General features: G+C 61.8%; 17 protein-coding genes. 12 read left to right on the forward strand and 5 right to left on the reverse strand.

All coding sequences use genetic code 11. The annotated features are described in order from the left end of the window. Window positions 1-136: 136 nt before the first annotated feature. The 3 genes from HU773_RS06515 to HU773_RS06525 all read left to right on the forward strand — a co-directional run bounded on the left by HU773_RS06515 (window position 137) and on the right by HU773_RS06525 (window position 1786). Entirely contained in the window at window positions 137-1051 is a 915-nt protein-coding gene (locus HU773_RS06515; protein ID WP_057958671.1) for an alpha/beta hydrolase, read from the forward strand. Continuing rightward, window positions 1048-1374, forward strand: a complete 327-nt coding sequence (locus HU773_RS06520; protein WP_057441790.1) for a PA3694 family proteiin — start codon at window positions 1048-1050, stop codon at window positions 1372-1374. Before HU773_RS06515 ends, HU773_RS06520 begins: the two co-directional genes overlap by 4 nt. Window positions 1375-1471: 97 nt before the next feature. Beyond that, on the forward strand, window positions 1472-1786 hold the full coding sequence (locus tag HU773_RS06525; protein ID WP_057445117.1) for a hypothetical protein: 315 nt from the start codon (window positions 1472-1474) through the stop codon (window positions 1784-1786). An 85-nt stretch (window positions 1787-1871) separates the two neighbouring features. Here HU773_RS06525 and lptF read toward each other — a convergent pair whose 3' ends face one another. From lptF to HU773_RS06540, 3 genes are all read right to left on the reverse strand, one after another. Then, window positions 1872-2654: a lipotoxin F family OmpA-related lipoprotein LptF gene (gene lptF / locus HU773_RS06530; protein ID WP_057958673.1), complete on the reverse strand. Its 783-nt coding sequence runs from the start codon at window positions 2652-2654 to the stop codon at window positions 1872-1874. A 54-nt stretch (window positions 2655-2708) separates the two neighbouring features. Beyond that, window positions 2709-3134 carry a DUF4398 domain-containing protein gene (locus HU773_RS06535; RefSeq protein ID WP_057441784.1) on the reverse strand — a complete coding sequence of 142 codons (426 nt, stop codon included), beginning with the start codon at window positions 3132-3134 and terminating at the stop codon, window positions 2709-2711. Window positions 3135-3426: 292 nt separating this feature from the next. Next, window positions 3427-3771, reverse strand: a complete 345-nt coding sequence (locus HU773_RS06540; protein WP_057441782.1) for a hypothetical protein — start codon at window positions 3769-3771, stop codon at window positions 3427-3429. A 184-nt stretch (window positions 3772-3955) separates the two neighbouring features. Here HU773_RS06540 and ppc point away from each other — a divergent pair, with 184 nt between their 5' ends. The 7 genes from ppc to HU773_RS06575 all read left to right on the forward strand — a co-directional run bounded on the left by ppc (window position 3956) and on the right by HU773_RS06575 (window position 11253). Then, window positions 3956-6601, forward strand: a complete 2646-nt coding sequence (gene ppc, locus HU773_RS06545; protein WP_057441780.1) for a phosphoenolpyruvate carboxylase — start codon at window positions 3956-3958, stop codon at window positions 6599-6601. A 293-nt stretch (window positions 6602-6894) separates the two neighbouring features. Then, window positions 6895-7542 carry an adenylate kinase gene (gene adk, locus HU773_RS06550; RefSeq protein WP_057441778.1) on the forward strand — a complete coding sequence of 216 codons (648 nt, stop codon included), beginning with the start codon at window positions 6895-6897 and terminating at the stop codon, window positions 7540-7542. A 90-nt stretch (window positions 7543-7632) separates the two neighbouring features. Further along, window positions 7633-8316: a tRNA (adenosine(37)-N6)-threonylcarbamoyltransferase complex dimerization subunit type 1 TsaB gene (gene tsaB / locus HU773_RS06555; protein WP_186625590.1), complete on the forward strand. Its 684-nt coding sequence runs from the start codon at window positions 7633-7635 to the stop codon at window positions 8314-8316. Between the two features lie 192 nt (window positions 8317-8508). Continuing rightward, window positions 8509-8829, forward strand: a complete 321-nt coding sequence (locus HU773_RS06560; RefSeq protein ID WP_057441774.1) for a hypothetical protein — start codon at window positions 8509-8511, stop codon at window positions 8827-8829. Then, on the forward strand, window positions 8829-9698 hold the full coding sequence (locus tag HU773_RS06565) for a DUF72 domain-containing protein (protein ID WP_186625588.1): 870 nt from the start codon (window positions 8829-8831) through the stop codon (window positions 9696-9698). Before HU773_RS06560 ends, HU773_RS06565 begins: the two co-directional genes overlap by 1 nt. Window positions 9699-9723: 25 nt before the next feature. Next, window positions 9724-10551: an isocitrate lyase/PEP mutase family protein gene (locus HU773_RS06570; RefSeq protein WP_186625586.1), complete on the forward strand. Its 828-nt coding sequence runs from the start codon at window positions 9724-9726 to the stop codon at window positions 10549-10551. A gap of 3 nt (window positions 10552-10554) precedes the next feature. Then, a complete protein-coding gene (locus HU773_RS06575) occupies window positions 10555-11253 on the forward strand; it encodes an extensin-like domain-containing protein (protein ID WP_120731787.1) in 699 nt (232 codons plus the stop codon). A 3-nt stretch (window positions 11254-11256) separates the two neighbouring features. Here HU773_RS06575 and HU773_RS06580 read toward each other — a convergent pair whose 3' ends face one another. Further along, entirely contained in the window at window positions 11257-11877 is a 621-nt protein-coding gene (locus HU773_RS06580) for a hypothetical protein (protein ID WP_057441769.1), read from the reverse strand. Between the two features lie 95 nt (window positions 11878-11972). On the opposite strand from HU773_RS06580, the gene HU773_RS06585 reads away from it, so the two are divergent. Next, the gene (locus HU773_RS06585) at window positions 11973-12767 is read left to right on the forward strand and encodes a class I SAM-dependent methyltransferase (RefSeq protein ID WP_186625584.1); all 795 of its coding nucleotides are present in this window, start codon (window positions 11973-11975) and stop codon (window positions 12765-12767) included. Here the strand turns inward: HU773_RS06585 and HU773_RS06590 are convergent. Next, on the reverse strand, window positions 12745-13380 hold the full coding sequence (locus HU773_RS06590; protein ID WP_057958679.1) for a TetR/AcrR family transcriptional regulator: 636 nt from the start codon (window positions 13378-13380) through the stop codon (window positions 12745-12747). The genes HU773_RS06585 and HU773_RS06590 overlap by 23 nt on opposite strands. Before the next feature lie 92 nt (window positions 13381-13472). Here HU773_RS06590 and HU773_RS06595 point away from each other — a divergent pair, with 92 nt between their 5' ends. Further along, window positions 13473-14576, forward strand: a complete 1104-nt coding sequence (locus HU773_RS06595) for an efflux RND transporter periplasmic adaptor subunit (RefSeq protein ID WP_057958680.1) — start codon at window positions 13473-13475, stop codon at window positions 14574-14576. The last annotated feature ends 2 nt before the right edge of the window (window positions 14577-14578 follow it).

Consider the following 14578-nt stretch of genomic DNA (forward strand, 5'->3'; position numbering starts at 1 on the left):
CCATCAACTGTGGGAGCAGGCTTGCCTGCGATCGCGGTCTGTCAGCCACCGGTGGAGTAACTGACAGCCAGCTCCCACAGTTAGTCTTCATTGATTATCAGGGTTGTGTCCCCACCCATTTGCGAGGTTTCAACGGATGAGACTCCTCGGCATTCTATGCCTGCTCCTCACCCTCAATGGCTGCAGCTCGCTGCTGTTCTACCCCGAGCCCGGCCTGCCGTTCAGTCCACAGCAGGCGCGCCTGGAATACCGTGACGTCACCCTGACCACCGCCGATGGCCTGAAGTTGCGGGCCTGGTGGCTGCCAGCCAAGGCCGGCGTGCCGCTCAAGGGCACGGTGCTGCACCTGCACGGTAATGGGGGCAACCTCTCCGGGCACCTGGGCGGCAGTTGGTGGTTGCCGGCCCAGGGCTATCAAGTGCTGATGCTGGACTATCGCGGCTATGGCGTGTCAGAAGGCAAACCTTCGTTGCCGGCCATTTACCAGGATCTGGATGCCGCCTTCCAGTGGCTCGACCAGGCCCCTGAAACCCAAGGGCAGCCGCTGGTGGTCCTCGGCCAGAGCCTGGGCGGGGCGTTGGCCGTGCATTACCTGGCCGCACACCCCGAGCGACAGCCCCGGCTCAAAGCGCTGGTGCTCGATGGCGTGCCCGCCAGTTATCGTGATGTAGGGCAATTCGCCCTGAGCACTTCCTGGCTAACATGGCCGTTCCAGGTGCCGTTGTCGTGGCTGGTGCCAGACGCCGACAGTGCGATCCATGGCATGCCACAGCTGACTGGCGTGCCGAAACTGCTGTTCCACAGTCTGGATGATCCGATCGTGCCGCTTTCCAACGGCATCCGTCTGTATCAAGCTGCGCCGCCGCCAAGGGTGTTGCAACTGACCCGGGGCGGTCACGTGCAGACCTTTGCCGACAAGACCTGGCAAACCGTAATGCTGCGCTATCTTGACGATCCGCAGCATTTCAACGGTTTGCGCCGCCTGGGGGAAATTCCCAATTATCCGGCGGCTGCCAATCCTAAAACCGAATCATCAGAGAGCCCGCAATGAGCGAAGAACGCAACATGATCCCCCTGATCCTCACCGGCATCGGCACCATCATCGGTACCGTTGGCTGCCTGTGGTACTACGGCTACCTGCACTTCGCCAAGCCTGAGGATGCGTTGCTGCTCAGCGACTACACCATGCTCAAGACCGTGCCCGGCGAGGACTACAAAGTTTCCCTGACCCCGGCCCCCCAAGTGGCGCAATGCGTCGACGGTGTGCTGGTGCTGTTCGATACCGAGCAAAAGGGGCTGACGGGCGTGCTGGTAAACAGCAAGAAGCAGGCGGTGCGTTGCATGGGCCAGGAAACCCCGCAACTGCAGGAGTGAGCCTGCCGGTAGTTTTTGGAACCATATTCCGTATGACACCACTGATTGGGTCGTCAGCAGCGCTGACGAGTAACCCTTAATTACGTGGAGTATCACTATGAGTATTAATGGAGTAGGCGGTGGTGGCAGCGGGTTCGGTAACTTCGGCAGCGCCGGCATGGGGGATTCCGGCAATATGGTTGGCAAGGGCGTCGAAGGCGGTCAGCAGCAGGGCGGTATGGATCCTGAAGCGCTGAAGAAACTCCTGGCGCAACTGTTGGGCGGTGCGGGAGGTGCAGGCGGCTCCCAGGGCAGTGGCGGCAGTGGCGGTGGTAACGAGGAAGAGGACCCGCTGCGCAAGCAGATGAGTGGCGATCAGCAGCAAGGCATGCAGATGCCTCAAGAGAACAACAGCCAAATCAATTTCGGCTGATCCGCAGAGTCTGCCCGCAGTTCTTATGCAAAAAAGCCCTGCCTGGAACACAGGCAGGGCTTTCAGACCAGTAGCTGTCAGTCGGTTATTGAACCGAAGAACGTGGCTTGACCGGCTGGTTGTCGTTGGAGATGGTCACTTCAACGCGGCGGTTCATGGCACGGCCCGAAACGCTGGCGTTATCGGCAACCGGGTATGCCTTGCCGTAGCCAGCAGTCACGATGCGGCTTGGGTTAACGCCCATCTTGATCAGTGCAACCTGCACCGAAGTAGCGCGGCGCTCGGACAGGGTCTGGTTGTAGGCATCGCTGCCGGTGCTGTCGGTGTAGCCTTCGACGATGACTTTACGATCCGGGTTTTCCTGGAGGAATTGCGCCAGTTTGTTGATGTTCACCAGGCCGCTGGATTTCAGATCAGCCTTGCTGGTAGCGAACAGCACATCACCAAAGGTCACCAGGGTCCCGCGTTCAGTCTGCTTGGCGTTCAAGCTGCTTTGCAGTTGCTTGATCTGCGCGTCACGGGCTTCGAGCAGGGCGCGGGCACGTTGGTCGCCAGCGTTTTTCAGCTTGGCTTCGGACTCGCGCAGGGCGATGGTGTCCTTGGCCACTTCAACGCGCTGGTTGGTCAGGTAGGCCAGTTGGTCGACCTTCTTCTCGTCTTCCTTGTCGCGGTACGCCTTGTCAGCCTTGTCCAGCCATTCGCTGGCGTCCTTGGTTTCCAGGGCGGCGATTTTGGTCGCTTGCGGGTTGGCTTGCAGGGCCGAGAAGTTGGTCCGTGCGTTTTCCAGGTTCGCGTTAGGCGGGGTGGAGCAAGCCGCCAGTGCAACGCTCATCGCCAGCAGGGCAGGGATCATCAATTGTTTACGCATAGTGGTGTCGTCCTTTCAATTCGATTTCGGGTGCGATGCAAACAATGGCGGTGCTTACTTCTGCTGGATCACAGCAGGGCGCATGCCTTCGTTACGCAGCTCCTCAATAGCCTTCTGAGAATCCTTCAGCGCCAGATCGGCCTTGGCAGCCTGGGCCTTGCGCTCTGCCACGCGAGCGTCCCACTCAGCCTGCTCGGCCAGACGACGGGCTTCGTCGTATTTCTTGTCATGCATGGCCAGCTCGGCTTGCTTGAGCTTGTCCTGTGCAGCTTTCATTTCCACGGCAGCGTATTCGGTACCGCCAGCGCTTACAGCGCTGTTCACGGCCGATTGGGTCACTGCGTACTGTTCGGTCGGCGGGTTGCCGGCGCAGCCCGCGAGGACGAAGCTGGTGCCGATTGCCAACGCGGCCAATTTGAGCCCGCGCAGGTGGTTAAACGAGGATTTGGCAGTGCTGGTCTTCATCGTCTTCAACTCCATTAGATAACTCCTGAAAAACATCAAATCCATCTACGGTGTTCAGCGTCTGCGTTTGGCGGTGAAGCTCAGTGTGCCTTTTCAAACGCCTGTTCCAAGTGATGGCTTACTGGCTGTGACCCGAGGCTTTTTTGAATAGTTCAGCCAAAGATGGCGATTTGCCCGAAAAAATATCTGAACAAATCTGACTGAGGGGGCGGCGATAAAAAATCGGAACTTTTGCCACCTGCAGCGGTATGCCGGGCCTATGAAAGGCCCGGTACGCTGGGCGATGGTTTTTATCAGCGAATGTGGATCAGTGTTTCTGATCGTCAGGCGTGGCTGACATGTCGTGCAGGTAGCGCCGTGACAGCGACAGGAAGCGCGGCGTGGGGCCGACGTCTTCATACAGCGGGTCACCCTCTTCATCGGTGGCAACCACATGCTGGCCCCGGATATACGGAAAGCTGGCTTCCAGCTCTTCCAGGGCGGCGCCGATCAGCTCGCCGAGCAATTCCTCGGTGCTGCGCTTGGGGTACATCTCGCGGATGGCCGCCAGCCGGGCGGCGGCCTCGACATCCAGGTGGATGGCATATTCGGTCTTGGTCAGGCGACCCTTGGCGGTTTCTTCCCATTGCTGGGCCAATTCTCGGATTTTCATGGCAACCTCAGTGATGCCCGGGGTAGCGGGCGGTGATGAGTGACCAGTCGTAGCGTGGATAACGCGACGACGTACCCTTGAGACTAGCTGCAACCGCTAAGGTTTAAAGTTCCTTGTCAGACCAAGGCTTGATCGGCACTCTTAAAGATCAAAGCATCACGGATTCCTGGCTGGAGATTGGCTGATGAGCGATATCGATGCACGTTTGCGTGAAGATGTTCACCTGTTGGGTGAATTGCTGGGCAACACGATTCGAGAACAGTACGGTGATGAGTTCCTCGCCAAGATCGAGCAGATTCGCAAGGGCGCCAAGGCCGATCGCCGGGGCGGGACCACGGATGCAGCGGCCGGTGAAGAACTCAGCGCCAGCCTCAACCAGTTGCAGGAAGACGAGCTGCTGCCGGTAGCACGGGCGTTCAACCAGTTCCTCAACCTGGCCAATATCGCCGAGCAGTACCAACTGATTCATCGGCGCGATGAGTCCCAGCCGGCCCCGTTCGAATCGCGGGTGCTGCCCGAGTTGCTGGCGCGGCTGCAGAGTGAGGGCCACAGCAGCGAATCCCTGGCCCGGCAGTTGGCGCGGCTGGAGATCGAGCTGGTACTCACTGCCCACCCGACCGAAGTCGCGCGCCGCACCCTGATCCAGAAATACGACGCCATCGCCGCACAACTGGCCTTGCAGGATCACCGTGACCTGACCAGCGCCGAGCGCGAGCAGATTCGCCAACGCCTGCAACGGCTGATCGCCGAAGCCTGGCACACCGAAGAAATCCGCCGTACCCGGCCCACCCCGGTGGACGAGGCCAAGTGGGGCTTTGCGGTGATCGAGCATTCGCTGTGGCACGCGATCCCCAACTACCTGCGCAAGGCCGATCAAGCCTTGCACGCTGCCACCGGCCTGCGCCTGCCCCTGGAGGCGGCGCCGATCCGCTTCGCCTCGTGGATGGGTGGCGACCGTGACGGCAACCCCAACGTGACGGCGCCGGTGACCCGTGAAGTGCTGCTGCTGGCGCGCTGGATGGCGGCAGATCTGTATTTACGGGATATCGACCACCTGGCCTCGGAACTGTCCATGCAGCAGGCCAGCCCTGAGTTGCAGGCCAAGGTCGGCGATAGCGTCGAACCTTATCGGGCCTTGCTCAAACAACTGCGCGAACGCCTGCGCGCCACCCGCAATTGGGCGCACGCGGCGTTGACCGGCAGCCTCCCTGCGCCGGCCGATGTGCTGCAAAACAATCGTGACCTGCTGGAGCCGCTGGAGCTGTGCTACCAGTCCCTGCACGCCTGCGGCATGGGCGTGATTGCCGACGGCCCGCTCCTCGATTGCCTGCGCCGTGCAGTGACATTCGGCCTGTTCCTGGTACGCCTGGATGTACGCCAGGATTCCAGCCGGCATTCGGCGGCGATGACCGAAATCACCGATTACCTGGGTCTGGGTCGCTATGAGGACTGGGACGAAGACGCGCGCATCACCTTCCTGATGAAGGAGTTGGCCAATCGTCGCCCGTTGTTGCCGGGGTATTTCAAACCTTCGGCCGATACCGCCGAAGTGCTCAATACCTGTAAGGAAATCGCCGCTGCGCCGGCGGCTTCCCTCGGTTCCTACGTCATCTCCATGGCGGGCGCGGCATCCGATGTGCTGGCAGTGCAGTTGCTGCTCAAGGAGTCCGGGGTGCAGCGGCCGATGCGTGTGGTGCCGTTGTTCGAGACCCTGGCCGACCTGGACAACGCCGGCCCGGTAATCGAGCGCCTGTTGCTGCTGCCCGGTTATCGCGCGCGCTTGCAAGGCCCGCAGGAAGTGATGATCGGCTATTCGGACTCGGCCAAGGACGCCGGCACCACGGCTGCGGCCTGGGCCCAGTACCGGGCGCAGGAACGCCTGGTGGATATCTGTCGCGAGCAGCAGGTGGAACTGTTGTTGTTCCATGGTCGCGGCGGCACCGTGGGCCGTGGCGGCGGCCCGGCCCATGCGGCGATTCTGTCGCAGCCACCGGGCTCGGTAGCCGGGCGTTTCCGCACCACCGAGCAGGGCGAGATGATTCGTTTCAAGTTCGGCTTGCCGGATATCGCTGAGCAGAACCTCAATCTGTACCTGGCCGCAGTGCTGGAGGCGACCTTATTGCCACCGCCACCACCGGAGCCGGCCTGGCGCCATTTGATGGATGAATTGGCGGCTGATGGTGTCAGCGCCTATCGCGCAGTGGTGCGGGAAAATCCGCAGTTCGTCGAGTATTTCCGCCAGTCCACCCCCGAGCAGGAACTGGGCCGCTTGCCCCTGGGCAGTCGCCCGGCCAAGCGCCGTGCCGGCGGCATCGAGAGCCTGCGTGCAATCCCGTGGATCTTCGGCTGGACCCAGACCCGCCTGATGCTGCCGGCCTGGCTCGGCTGGGAAGCGGCATTGAGCAAGGCCCTGGAGCGCGGCGAAGGTGAATTGCTGGGGCAGATGCGCGAACAATGGCCGTTCTTCCGCACCCGTATCGACATGCTGGAAATGGTCCTGGCCAAGGCTGACGCCGATATCGCCCGGCTCTATGACCAGCGTCTGGTGCAAGCCGACCTGTTGCCATTGGGTGCGCATTTACGCGACCTATTGTCGCAGGCCTGCGCCGTGGTGCTTGGCCTGACCGGCCAGTCGCAGCTGCTGGCCCATAGCCCCGACACCCTGGAGTTCATCCGCCTGCGCAACACCTACCTCGACCCGTTGCACCTGTTGCAGGCCGAACTGCTGGCCCGCTCCCGCCAGCAGGAGGCGACACAGGACAGCCCTCTGGAACAGGCGCTGCTGGTGTCCGTGGCCGGTATTGCCGCCGGGCTGCGTAACACCGGCTGACATTTCTGGCGTGTTCTCAAGGGCTTGCACACAAAACCGCCGGCTGACCCGAAAGGGCTGTGCCGGCGGTTTTGTGTCCGGGTTGCACCAAGGGATACCGCGACCAAAAGGCTTGTGTGGTGCGGGTTCTTCCGACTTTTGGCGGCTTGTGTGGTTAGGGCTCGCTGTGTATCTTGATCAGCCTTTGGCCGGTTGGGCGGCCTGGATTCGTATTTTTACGAGCATATTCTACGAGATTGGCCCCACGCGGCGAATCCGAGCGTCATCTCTATAAAAAATTGAGGAGCACATCGATGCGCGTCATTCTGCTGGGAGCTCCCGGGGCCGGTAAAGGTACTCAGGCAAAGTTCATCACTGAAAAGTTCGGCATTCCACAAATCTCCACTGGCGACATGCTGCGCGCTGCCGTCAAGGCCGGCACCGAGCTGGGCCTGATCGCCAAGAGCGTGATGGACAGCGGTGGCCTGGTCTCCGACGACCTGATCATCAACCTGGTCAAGGAACGCATCAGCCAGGACGACTGCAAGAACGGTTTCCTGTTCGACGGTTTCCCACGCACCATTCCCCAGGCCGAAGCCCTGGTGAAAGCCGGCGTCGAGCTGGACGCTGTGGTTGAAATCGCCGTTGAAGATGAAGAGATCGTCCAGCGTATCGCCGGTCGCCGCGTTCACGAAGCCTCGGGTCGCGTCTACCACATCGTCTACAACCCGCCAAAAGTGGCTGGCAAGGATGATGTAACCGGTGATGACCTGGTGCAGCGCAAAGACGACACCGAAGAAACCGTGCGTCATCGCCTGTCGGTCTACCACTCCCAGACCAAGCCGCTGGTAGAGTTCTACCAGAAGCTGTCGGCTGCCCAGGGCAAGCCGAAATACAGCCACATCCCGGGCGTTGGCTCGGTGGAAGCCATCACCGCCAAGGTGCTGGAAGCGCTGAACTGATCTGACGATTGGCTTGACGTTCAACGGCCCGCTTGCGGGCCGTTGTTGTTTATACTGGCGCACTTTTTTTCGATTTGGACACCCATACCGATGAGCACCCTGCTGGCCCTGGACACCGCGACTGAAGCTTGCTCCGTTGCCCTGCTGCATAACGGCAAGGTCACGAGCCACTATGAGGTGATCCCGCGCCTGCACGCGCAAAAGCTGCTGCCGATGATCAAGCAGCTATTGCTCGATGCCGGCACCGCCCTGTCGGCGGTAGACGCCATCGCCTTTGGCCGCGGCCCGGGTGCATTCACCGGTGTGCGCATCGCCATCGGTGTGGTGCAGGGCCTGGCGTTTGCCCTGGAGCGGCCGGTACTGCCGGTGTCCAACCTCGCCGTGTTGGCCCAGCGCGCGTTGCGTGAACATGGCGCACGCCAGGTCGCGGCCGCCATTGATGCGCGGATGGATGAGGTCTATTGGGGCTGCTACCGCGAAACCGCTGGTGAGATGCGCCTGGTCGGCGTCGAGGCCGTGCAGCCGCCCGAGGCCGCCGCGTTGCCGGCCGATGCCAGTGGCGACTGGTTTGGCGCTGGTACGGGGTGGGGTTATGGCGAACGTATCGCCGTGGCCACGGCCGGCCAGGATGCCGGGATGTTGCCCCATGCCGAAGACCTGCTGAGCCTGGCGCGTTTTGCCTGGGAGCGCGGCGAGGCGATCCCGGCTGATCAGGCCGCTCCGGTGTACCTGCGCGATAAAGTGGCACAGACCAAGGCCGAGCGCGGGCTCTAGGCTTATTGCGCTCAGCCTCTAGTGTGGGAGCTGCCGAGCCCCACCGTTGATCGCAGGCAATTCGCGCCAATCGTCAGAATTTGTCCCTGGGTTTAAACCTTTGCCCGTTTATGTGTTCTAGTTATCACCAGAGCATTTGCGTGCCAAGGAAAGTGCCGCTAAATTGCCATCATTGATAGCGGATCTGCATGTATGCGTATAGACGGCTTTTCTACCCAGTCCTACCCCCTCAAGCGCAAGCCACGCAAGGCGAACGTGACGGTAGACGAGTCCGTCGAAGAATCCCCCGACTTTATTGAAGTCCAGCCCGAAACCTCCCAGGGCGCGGCAGTTTCCGCCCGTGCCCAAGGTGCCAGCGGTTCGCGTATCGGCGGCGTTCCGGCCCGCCAGCAAGACATGATCTTCCCGCGCTCCATGAGCAAAAACGTCGCTACGGCCCTGGCCAGCTACCTGACCACTGCCGGCTTTGTCGAATGGGATATGGAAGTGCTGGGTCTCGATATCCACATCTGATGCTGTTGCCTTATTTCCTCGGTTGCCCGTCCTGGAGTGAAAACGCCTGGCGCGAGTACCTGTATCCGCAAGACGCCCGCGCCACGGATTTTCTCGGGCTGTATTGCCAAGTGTTCAATGCCTGCGAAGGCAACACCACCTTCTACGCGCGGCCCTCGGTGGCCACCGTGCAGCGCTGGGCCGAGATCATGCCCGCGCACTTTCGGTTTACCGCCAAATTTCCCGGTGATATCAGCCACAGTGCCGACCTGCGCGAACAGTTGCCCGCCGCCGAAAGCTTTCTTGGGTTGATGAGCCCGCTGGGCGAGCGGGTGTCGCCGTTGTGGCTGCAACTGCCGGCCAGCTTCACCCCGCAGCGGCTGGGGGAGCTGGCAGGGTTTATCGACGGCCTGGAGCGCCCGTTGGCGGTGGAGGTGCGGCATCGTGAGTTCTTCGCCAAGGGTGACGCCGAGCGCAGCCTCAACCGCCTGCTGCGTGATCGCGGGGTCGAGCGTATCTGCCTGGATCCACGAGCTTTGTTCAGTTGCACGTCGACTTCGGCAGCGGTGCTCCACGCCCAATCGAAAAAGCCCAAGGTACCGCCCCGGCCAGCGGCGTTGACCCAGTTTCCCCAGGTACGCTTTATCGGCCACCCGGACCTGGAAGCCAACGACCCGTTCCTCGTGCCGTGGCTTGAGAAAGTCGCAGGCTGGATTGAGGAGGGGCGCACGCCTTATGTGTTCCTGCACACCTCGGATAACCGCCTGGCGGCCCAACTGGCCATACGCTTTCATCAGCAATTGATGGAGCGGTTGCCGGGGTTGCCGGGGTTGCCGGCGTTGGCGCAGTTGCATCGGGAGCCCGCGGTGGAGCAACTGGGGTTACTCTAGGGTTCTTTTGTGCCTGGAGTCAGTCATGGATGCCCAAACCCTTCGCGCCGAATCCTTTCGAGCCCTGCACGAGCGTGATCGTGCATTCGTGATGCCCAACCCGTGGGACGCCGGTTCCGCCAAGATGCTCGCCAGCCTCGGTTTTGAAGCCCTGGCCACTACCAGCGCGGGTTTTGCCTTCAGTCTGGGGCGTCCGGATGCTGAAGGCGCGCTATCGCTGGAGGATACTCTGGGCAACGCCGGGATGATCGTTCAGGCCACCTCGCTGCCGGTGGCGGCGGACCTGGAAAACGGCTTCAGCGATACGCCTCAAGGTTGTGCCCAGAGCCTGTTGCGGGCAGCCGCTACCGGCATTGTCGGCGGTTCTATCGAAGACGCTACCGGGATTGCGGTCGACCCGATCTACCCCTTTGATCTGTCGGTTGAACGCATCGAGACTGCCGTCGCTGCGGCACGCAGCTTGCCATTTCCCTTCATGCTGACGGCCCGTGCGGAAAACCTCCTACATGGTCGCCTGGATTTTCCCGACACTATTCGCCGTTTGCAGGCCTACGCCGAAGTGGGTGCCGACGTGCTTTATGCTCCAGGCCTGCGCAGTGCTGAGGAAGTATTGGCGGTGGTGCGGGCGGTGGCGCCAAAACCGGTGAATGTGTTGATGTCAGGTGGCCTCAAGCTCTCGGTGGCGCAACTGAGCGAGATGGGCGTCAAGCGCATCAGCGTCGGCTCGGCCATGGCCCTGGCGGCCTATGGGGAGTTCTTCAGGGCCGCGCGGGAGGTTCAGGAACTGGGAACCTTTACCTTTACCGAGCGCTCGATGCCGTTCAGCCAGGCAAATCAGTTGTGCAAGGGTTGAGACGTGGCTTTTTTCAAAGTGTTGGGTGTGTTGCTGCTACTCGCCGGCGGCCTACTCGTAGGCATCTGGCGCGGCTGGGTGCCGCTGCCCGCTGAGTGGAACCCCTGGGCGCCCTTGGATGTGCAAGCTGCGCCTAACCTGCTGACCCGCTTCAAACTGGGGCGCTTGCAGGACGATCCCGCCCTGTGCGACCAGGTGCTGAAAACCTCCGGGTTGCGGGTCAGCCATCAAGCGGACAGCCCGGCGGATGCGGCTTGCCCATTGCGCAACACGTTGCGGGTTCAGGGCGCGGAGGTGGGGTTGAGCAGCAGTTTTCTCGCCAGTTGCCCCTTGGCGGTGGCGTTTGCCCTGTTCGAGCGCCACAGCTTGCAGCCGGCTGCCCAGGCGGTGTTTGGCCAGGCGGTGACGCGGGTCGATCACCTCGGCAGTTTTGCCTGCCGCAATATGTATGGGCGGGCTGAAGGGCGACTCAGCCAGCATGCCTCGGCCAATGCCCTGGACATTGCCGGGTTTCGCCTGGCGGATGGACGCAGCATCAATGTGTTGAAGGATTGGCCAGGAGAGGGGGCCAGCGCGCGTTTTTTGCGGCAGGTGCGCGACAGTGCGTGCAATGATTTCAACGTGGTCTTGAGCCCGGATTACAACGCCGCCCATCGCAACCATTTCCATTTGGATATGGGGCGTTGGTGGGTGTGCCGCTAAGGGTCAGGCCGCCAGGCGCAGGTTGTTGAGGATCAATGGGCGGGCCCAGCCGCAATCGAAGTCCAGGGCCTTTTGCTGTTGCACCAGTTCCTCGTCGGGGTATGGCTCGGCCGCCGGTGGCAGCAGGTCCAGTTCGAATTCGGCAATCGGCAGGAACAGCGGCTTGGGTTGCGGCGCCGGGCCTGGCTCGGGCAATGGCTGGCCGGCGGTCAGGACGATCGGCCGTACCCAGCCACTCTCGAAGTTCTGCTGGCGTTGCTGGGCAACGATTTCATCCTCCGGGAACGGCACGGCCGCCGGTGGCAGCAACTCCAGTTCGAACTCGGCAATCGGCAGGAACAGTGGCTCAGGCGGGGCGATCTCGGTGTCCTGGACATCGCAATGACGCTGGGTGACGATTTGCGTCAGCAGGTCGCTGCCGGCGCTGGGTTCGACCGAGGCATCCACCGGCACCGGATCGGCGGCCAGCTGCGCACCTGGCTCCTGGCCAAGCTGCTCGGCCAACGCCCGGGCGAAGAAGTCCTGCCACACATGACTGACGCCGGCCAGCGCTTGGGTATTGCGCAGGCCGAAGTGGTTGTGGGTCGGCAGGACACCGGTGAATAGGGAATGAATGTCTGACATTTCTCTCGGTCGACGCTCAGGGTCTGGCAAAATGCCTGATCCTTTTTTATCGGCCGCTGTTTGCCGATCCTTAATATTTTTGAGCGTAGTAAACGATGAGCGAACAACCCGCGGCCAGCCGCATTCGGGTCGAGGCCTTGGCCGACGGTTTTCAGGCCCGTGCCCAGCACTGGGCCGAGCAGCTCGGCCTGCCGTTGCAACTGGCGGACGCCGATTTTGCCCTGCAAGTGGGTGAGCATGGCCTGCAGCTGCAACAGCTGGGCCCGGATGCGCCTGGCCCGGTGCGGGTGGATTTTGTCGAGGGCGGTGCTGCCCATCGGCGGCTCTATGGGGGGGGCAGCGGGCAGATGATTGCCAAGGCGGTGGGGGTCTCCCAAGGCGTGCGCCCGCGAGTGCTGGATGCCACGGCCGGCCTGGGTAAGGATGCCTTCGTGCTGGCCAGCCTGGGCTGCGAGATGAGCCTGATCGAACGTCAGCCGTTGATCGGTGCCTTGCTCGAAGATGGCCTGGCGCGTGGGGCGGAGGATTTTGAAGTGGCGCCGATTGTTGCGCGGATGACCCTGCTCAAGGGCAATTCCATCGAGGTGATGCGTAATTGGGAAGGTGAGCTGCCGCAGGTGATCTACCTCGACCCAATGTTTCCCCATCGGGAGAAAACCGCCCTGGTGAAGAAGGAAATGCGCCTGTTCCGCCCGCTGGTGGGTGACGATCCGGATGCCCCGGCATTGCTCGCGGCGGCCTTGGCCCTGGCCAGCCACCGGGTGGTGGTGAAGCGCCCACGCAAGGCGCCGTGCATTGAGGGGCCCAAGCCGAGCCATGCGCTGGATGGCAAATCCAGCCGGTACGATATTTATCCGAAGAAAGCGCTCAAGGCCGGTACGCCCGCATAAACAATCCCACCACTTCCTGCACATGCTCCTCGGCGGCCGCTTCGCTCAAGCGTTCGCCGCAGCCATACAGCAAGCAGAAGTTTGCCGTGCCCTTGAGCAGGCAAAAGAAGTGCTCGGCTGCGGTAAACGGCTTGTCGATGCGCAATGCGCCACTTTGATTGATCTTGCCCAGCAGGCGCTCCATGCCCTGCAACATCCGCATGGGGCCGGCTTCGAAGAAGATCTGCGACAGCTTCGGATCCTGATTGCCTGAGGTCATCATCAGGCGATGCAGGTTCACCGATTCCTCGCTGTTGATCAGCAGGTGAAAGCCTCGGGCGATGTTCAGCAGCACCTTCTCCACTGGCACGTCGTCCGGCAACTCGAAATACATCACCGGCAGTTGTGCTTCGCACTTGGCCTCAACGGCGGCGGTGAACAGCGTTTCCTTGTCGGTGAAGTGGCTGTAGACCGTCAGTTTCGACACGCCAGCCTCAACGGCCACGGCATCCATGCTGGTACTCGCGTAACCATTGCTCAAAAACAGGATTTTCGCCGCGTCGAGGATTGCCTGGCGTTTTGCCATGTCCTTGGGACGCCCGGGGCTATTGGTGTTTACAGGATTGTCGGACATTTTCACTTTAATACTGGACTGGTGAGTTTGGTATTAATAACATACTGGCCAGTATAATTACTCCAAGCACCATTTGCGAAAGGTCCTTCAGCATGCGCAGCATTTTTCTGCACCTCGCGTTGCCTGCCAGCCTTGCTCTTTTATTGGCTGCCTGCGGCCATGAAGAAGCGGCCCAAACCACCGTCCGCCCGGCCATGGTGGTGCAGCCACAGCCCTCGGCGCTGGCAATGGACAGTTATCCAGGCGAGGTTCGCGCCCGTTATGAGCCGGACCTGGCCTTTCGCATTGGTGGCAAAGTCAGTCGCCGGCTGGTGGAGGAGGGCGAGCGCGTCAAGGCCAACCAGCCGCTGGCAGAGCTCGACCCCCAGGATGTACGCCTGCAACTGCAGGCCACCCGTGCCCAGGTCACGGCAGCCGAGGCCAACCTGAGCCTGGTACGGGCCGAGCGTGATCGCTACAAGACCCTGATGGACCGTCAGATGGTCAGCCGTTCCCAGTACGACAATTCCGAAAACCTCTACCGTTCTGGTGTCGCACGCCTGCAGCAGATCAAGGCTGAATTCGACGTGGCCAATAACCAGGCCGGCTATGCCGTGCTGCGCGCCCCCCAGGATGGCGTGGTCGCCAAGCGTGCAGTGGAAGTCGGGCAAGTGGTGTCGGCCGGGCAGACCGTGTTCACCCTGGCCACCGATGGCGAGCGTGAAGTGTTGATCAGCTTCCCGGAGCAGAGCTTCGGTCGCTTCAAGGTCGGCCAGCCGGTCTCCGTGGAGCTGTGGAGCCAGCCCGACCAACGCTTCGAGGGGCGCATTCGCGAGCTGTCGCCGGCGGCCGATCCCAAGTCGCGCACCTTCGCCGCCCGTGTCGCCTTCAACGCCGGCAAAGTCCCGGCGGAGCTGGGGCAGAGCGCGAGGGTCTTTATCCAGGCCGACGGCGTGATTCCGTTGTCGGTGCCGCTGTCTGCCCTCAGCGCAGAGAACGGCGCGTCCTACGTCTGGCTGGTCAAGCCGGATAACACCCTCAAGCGCACGGCGGTGCGCATCGGCGCGTTCGGCGAAAAAAGCGTACCGGTGCTTGAAGGCCTGAGCCCCTCCGACTGGGTGATTGCCGCCGGTGTCCATGTGCTCCATGAGGGCCAGCAAGTACGCCCGGTGGATCGCTCCAACCGGGTGGTGAATCTGGCGGCCAACAAGGAGTAGTC

This window comes from Pseudomonas shahriarae (assembly GCF_014268455.2).
In the GTDB taxonomy this organism is placed as follows: Bacteria; Pseudomonadota; Gammaproteobacteria; order Pseudomonadales; family Pseudomonadaceae; genus Aquipseudomonas; species Aquipseudomonas shahriarae.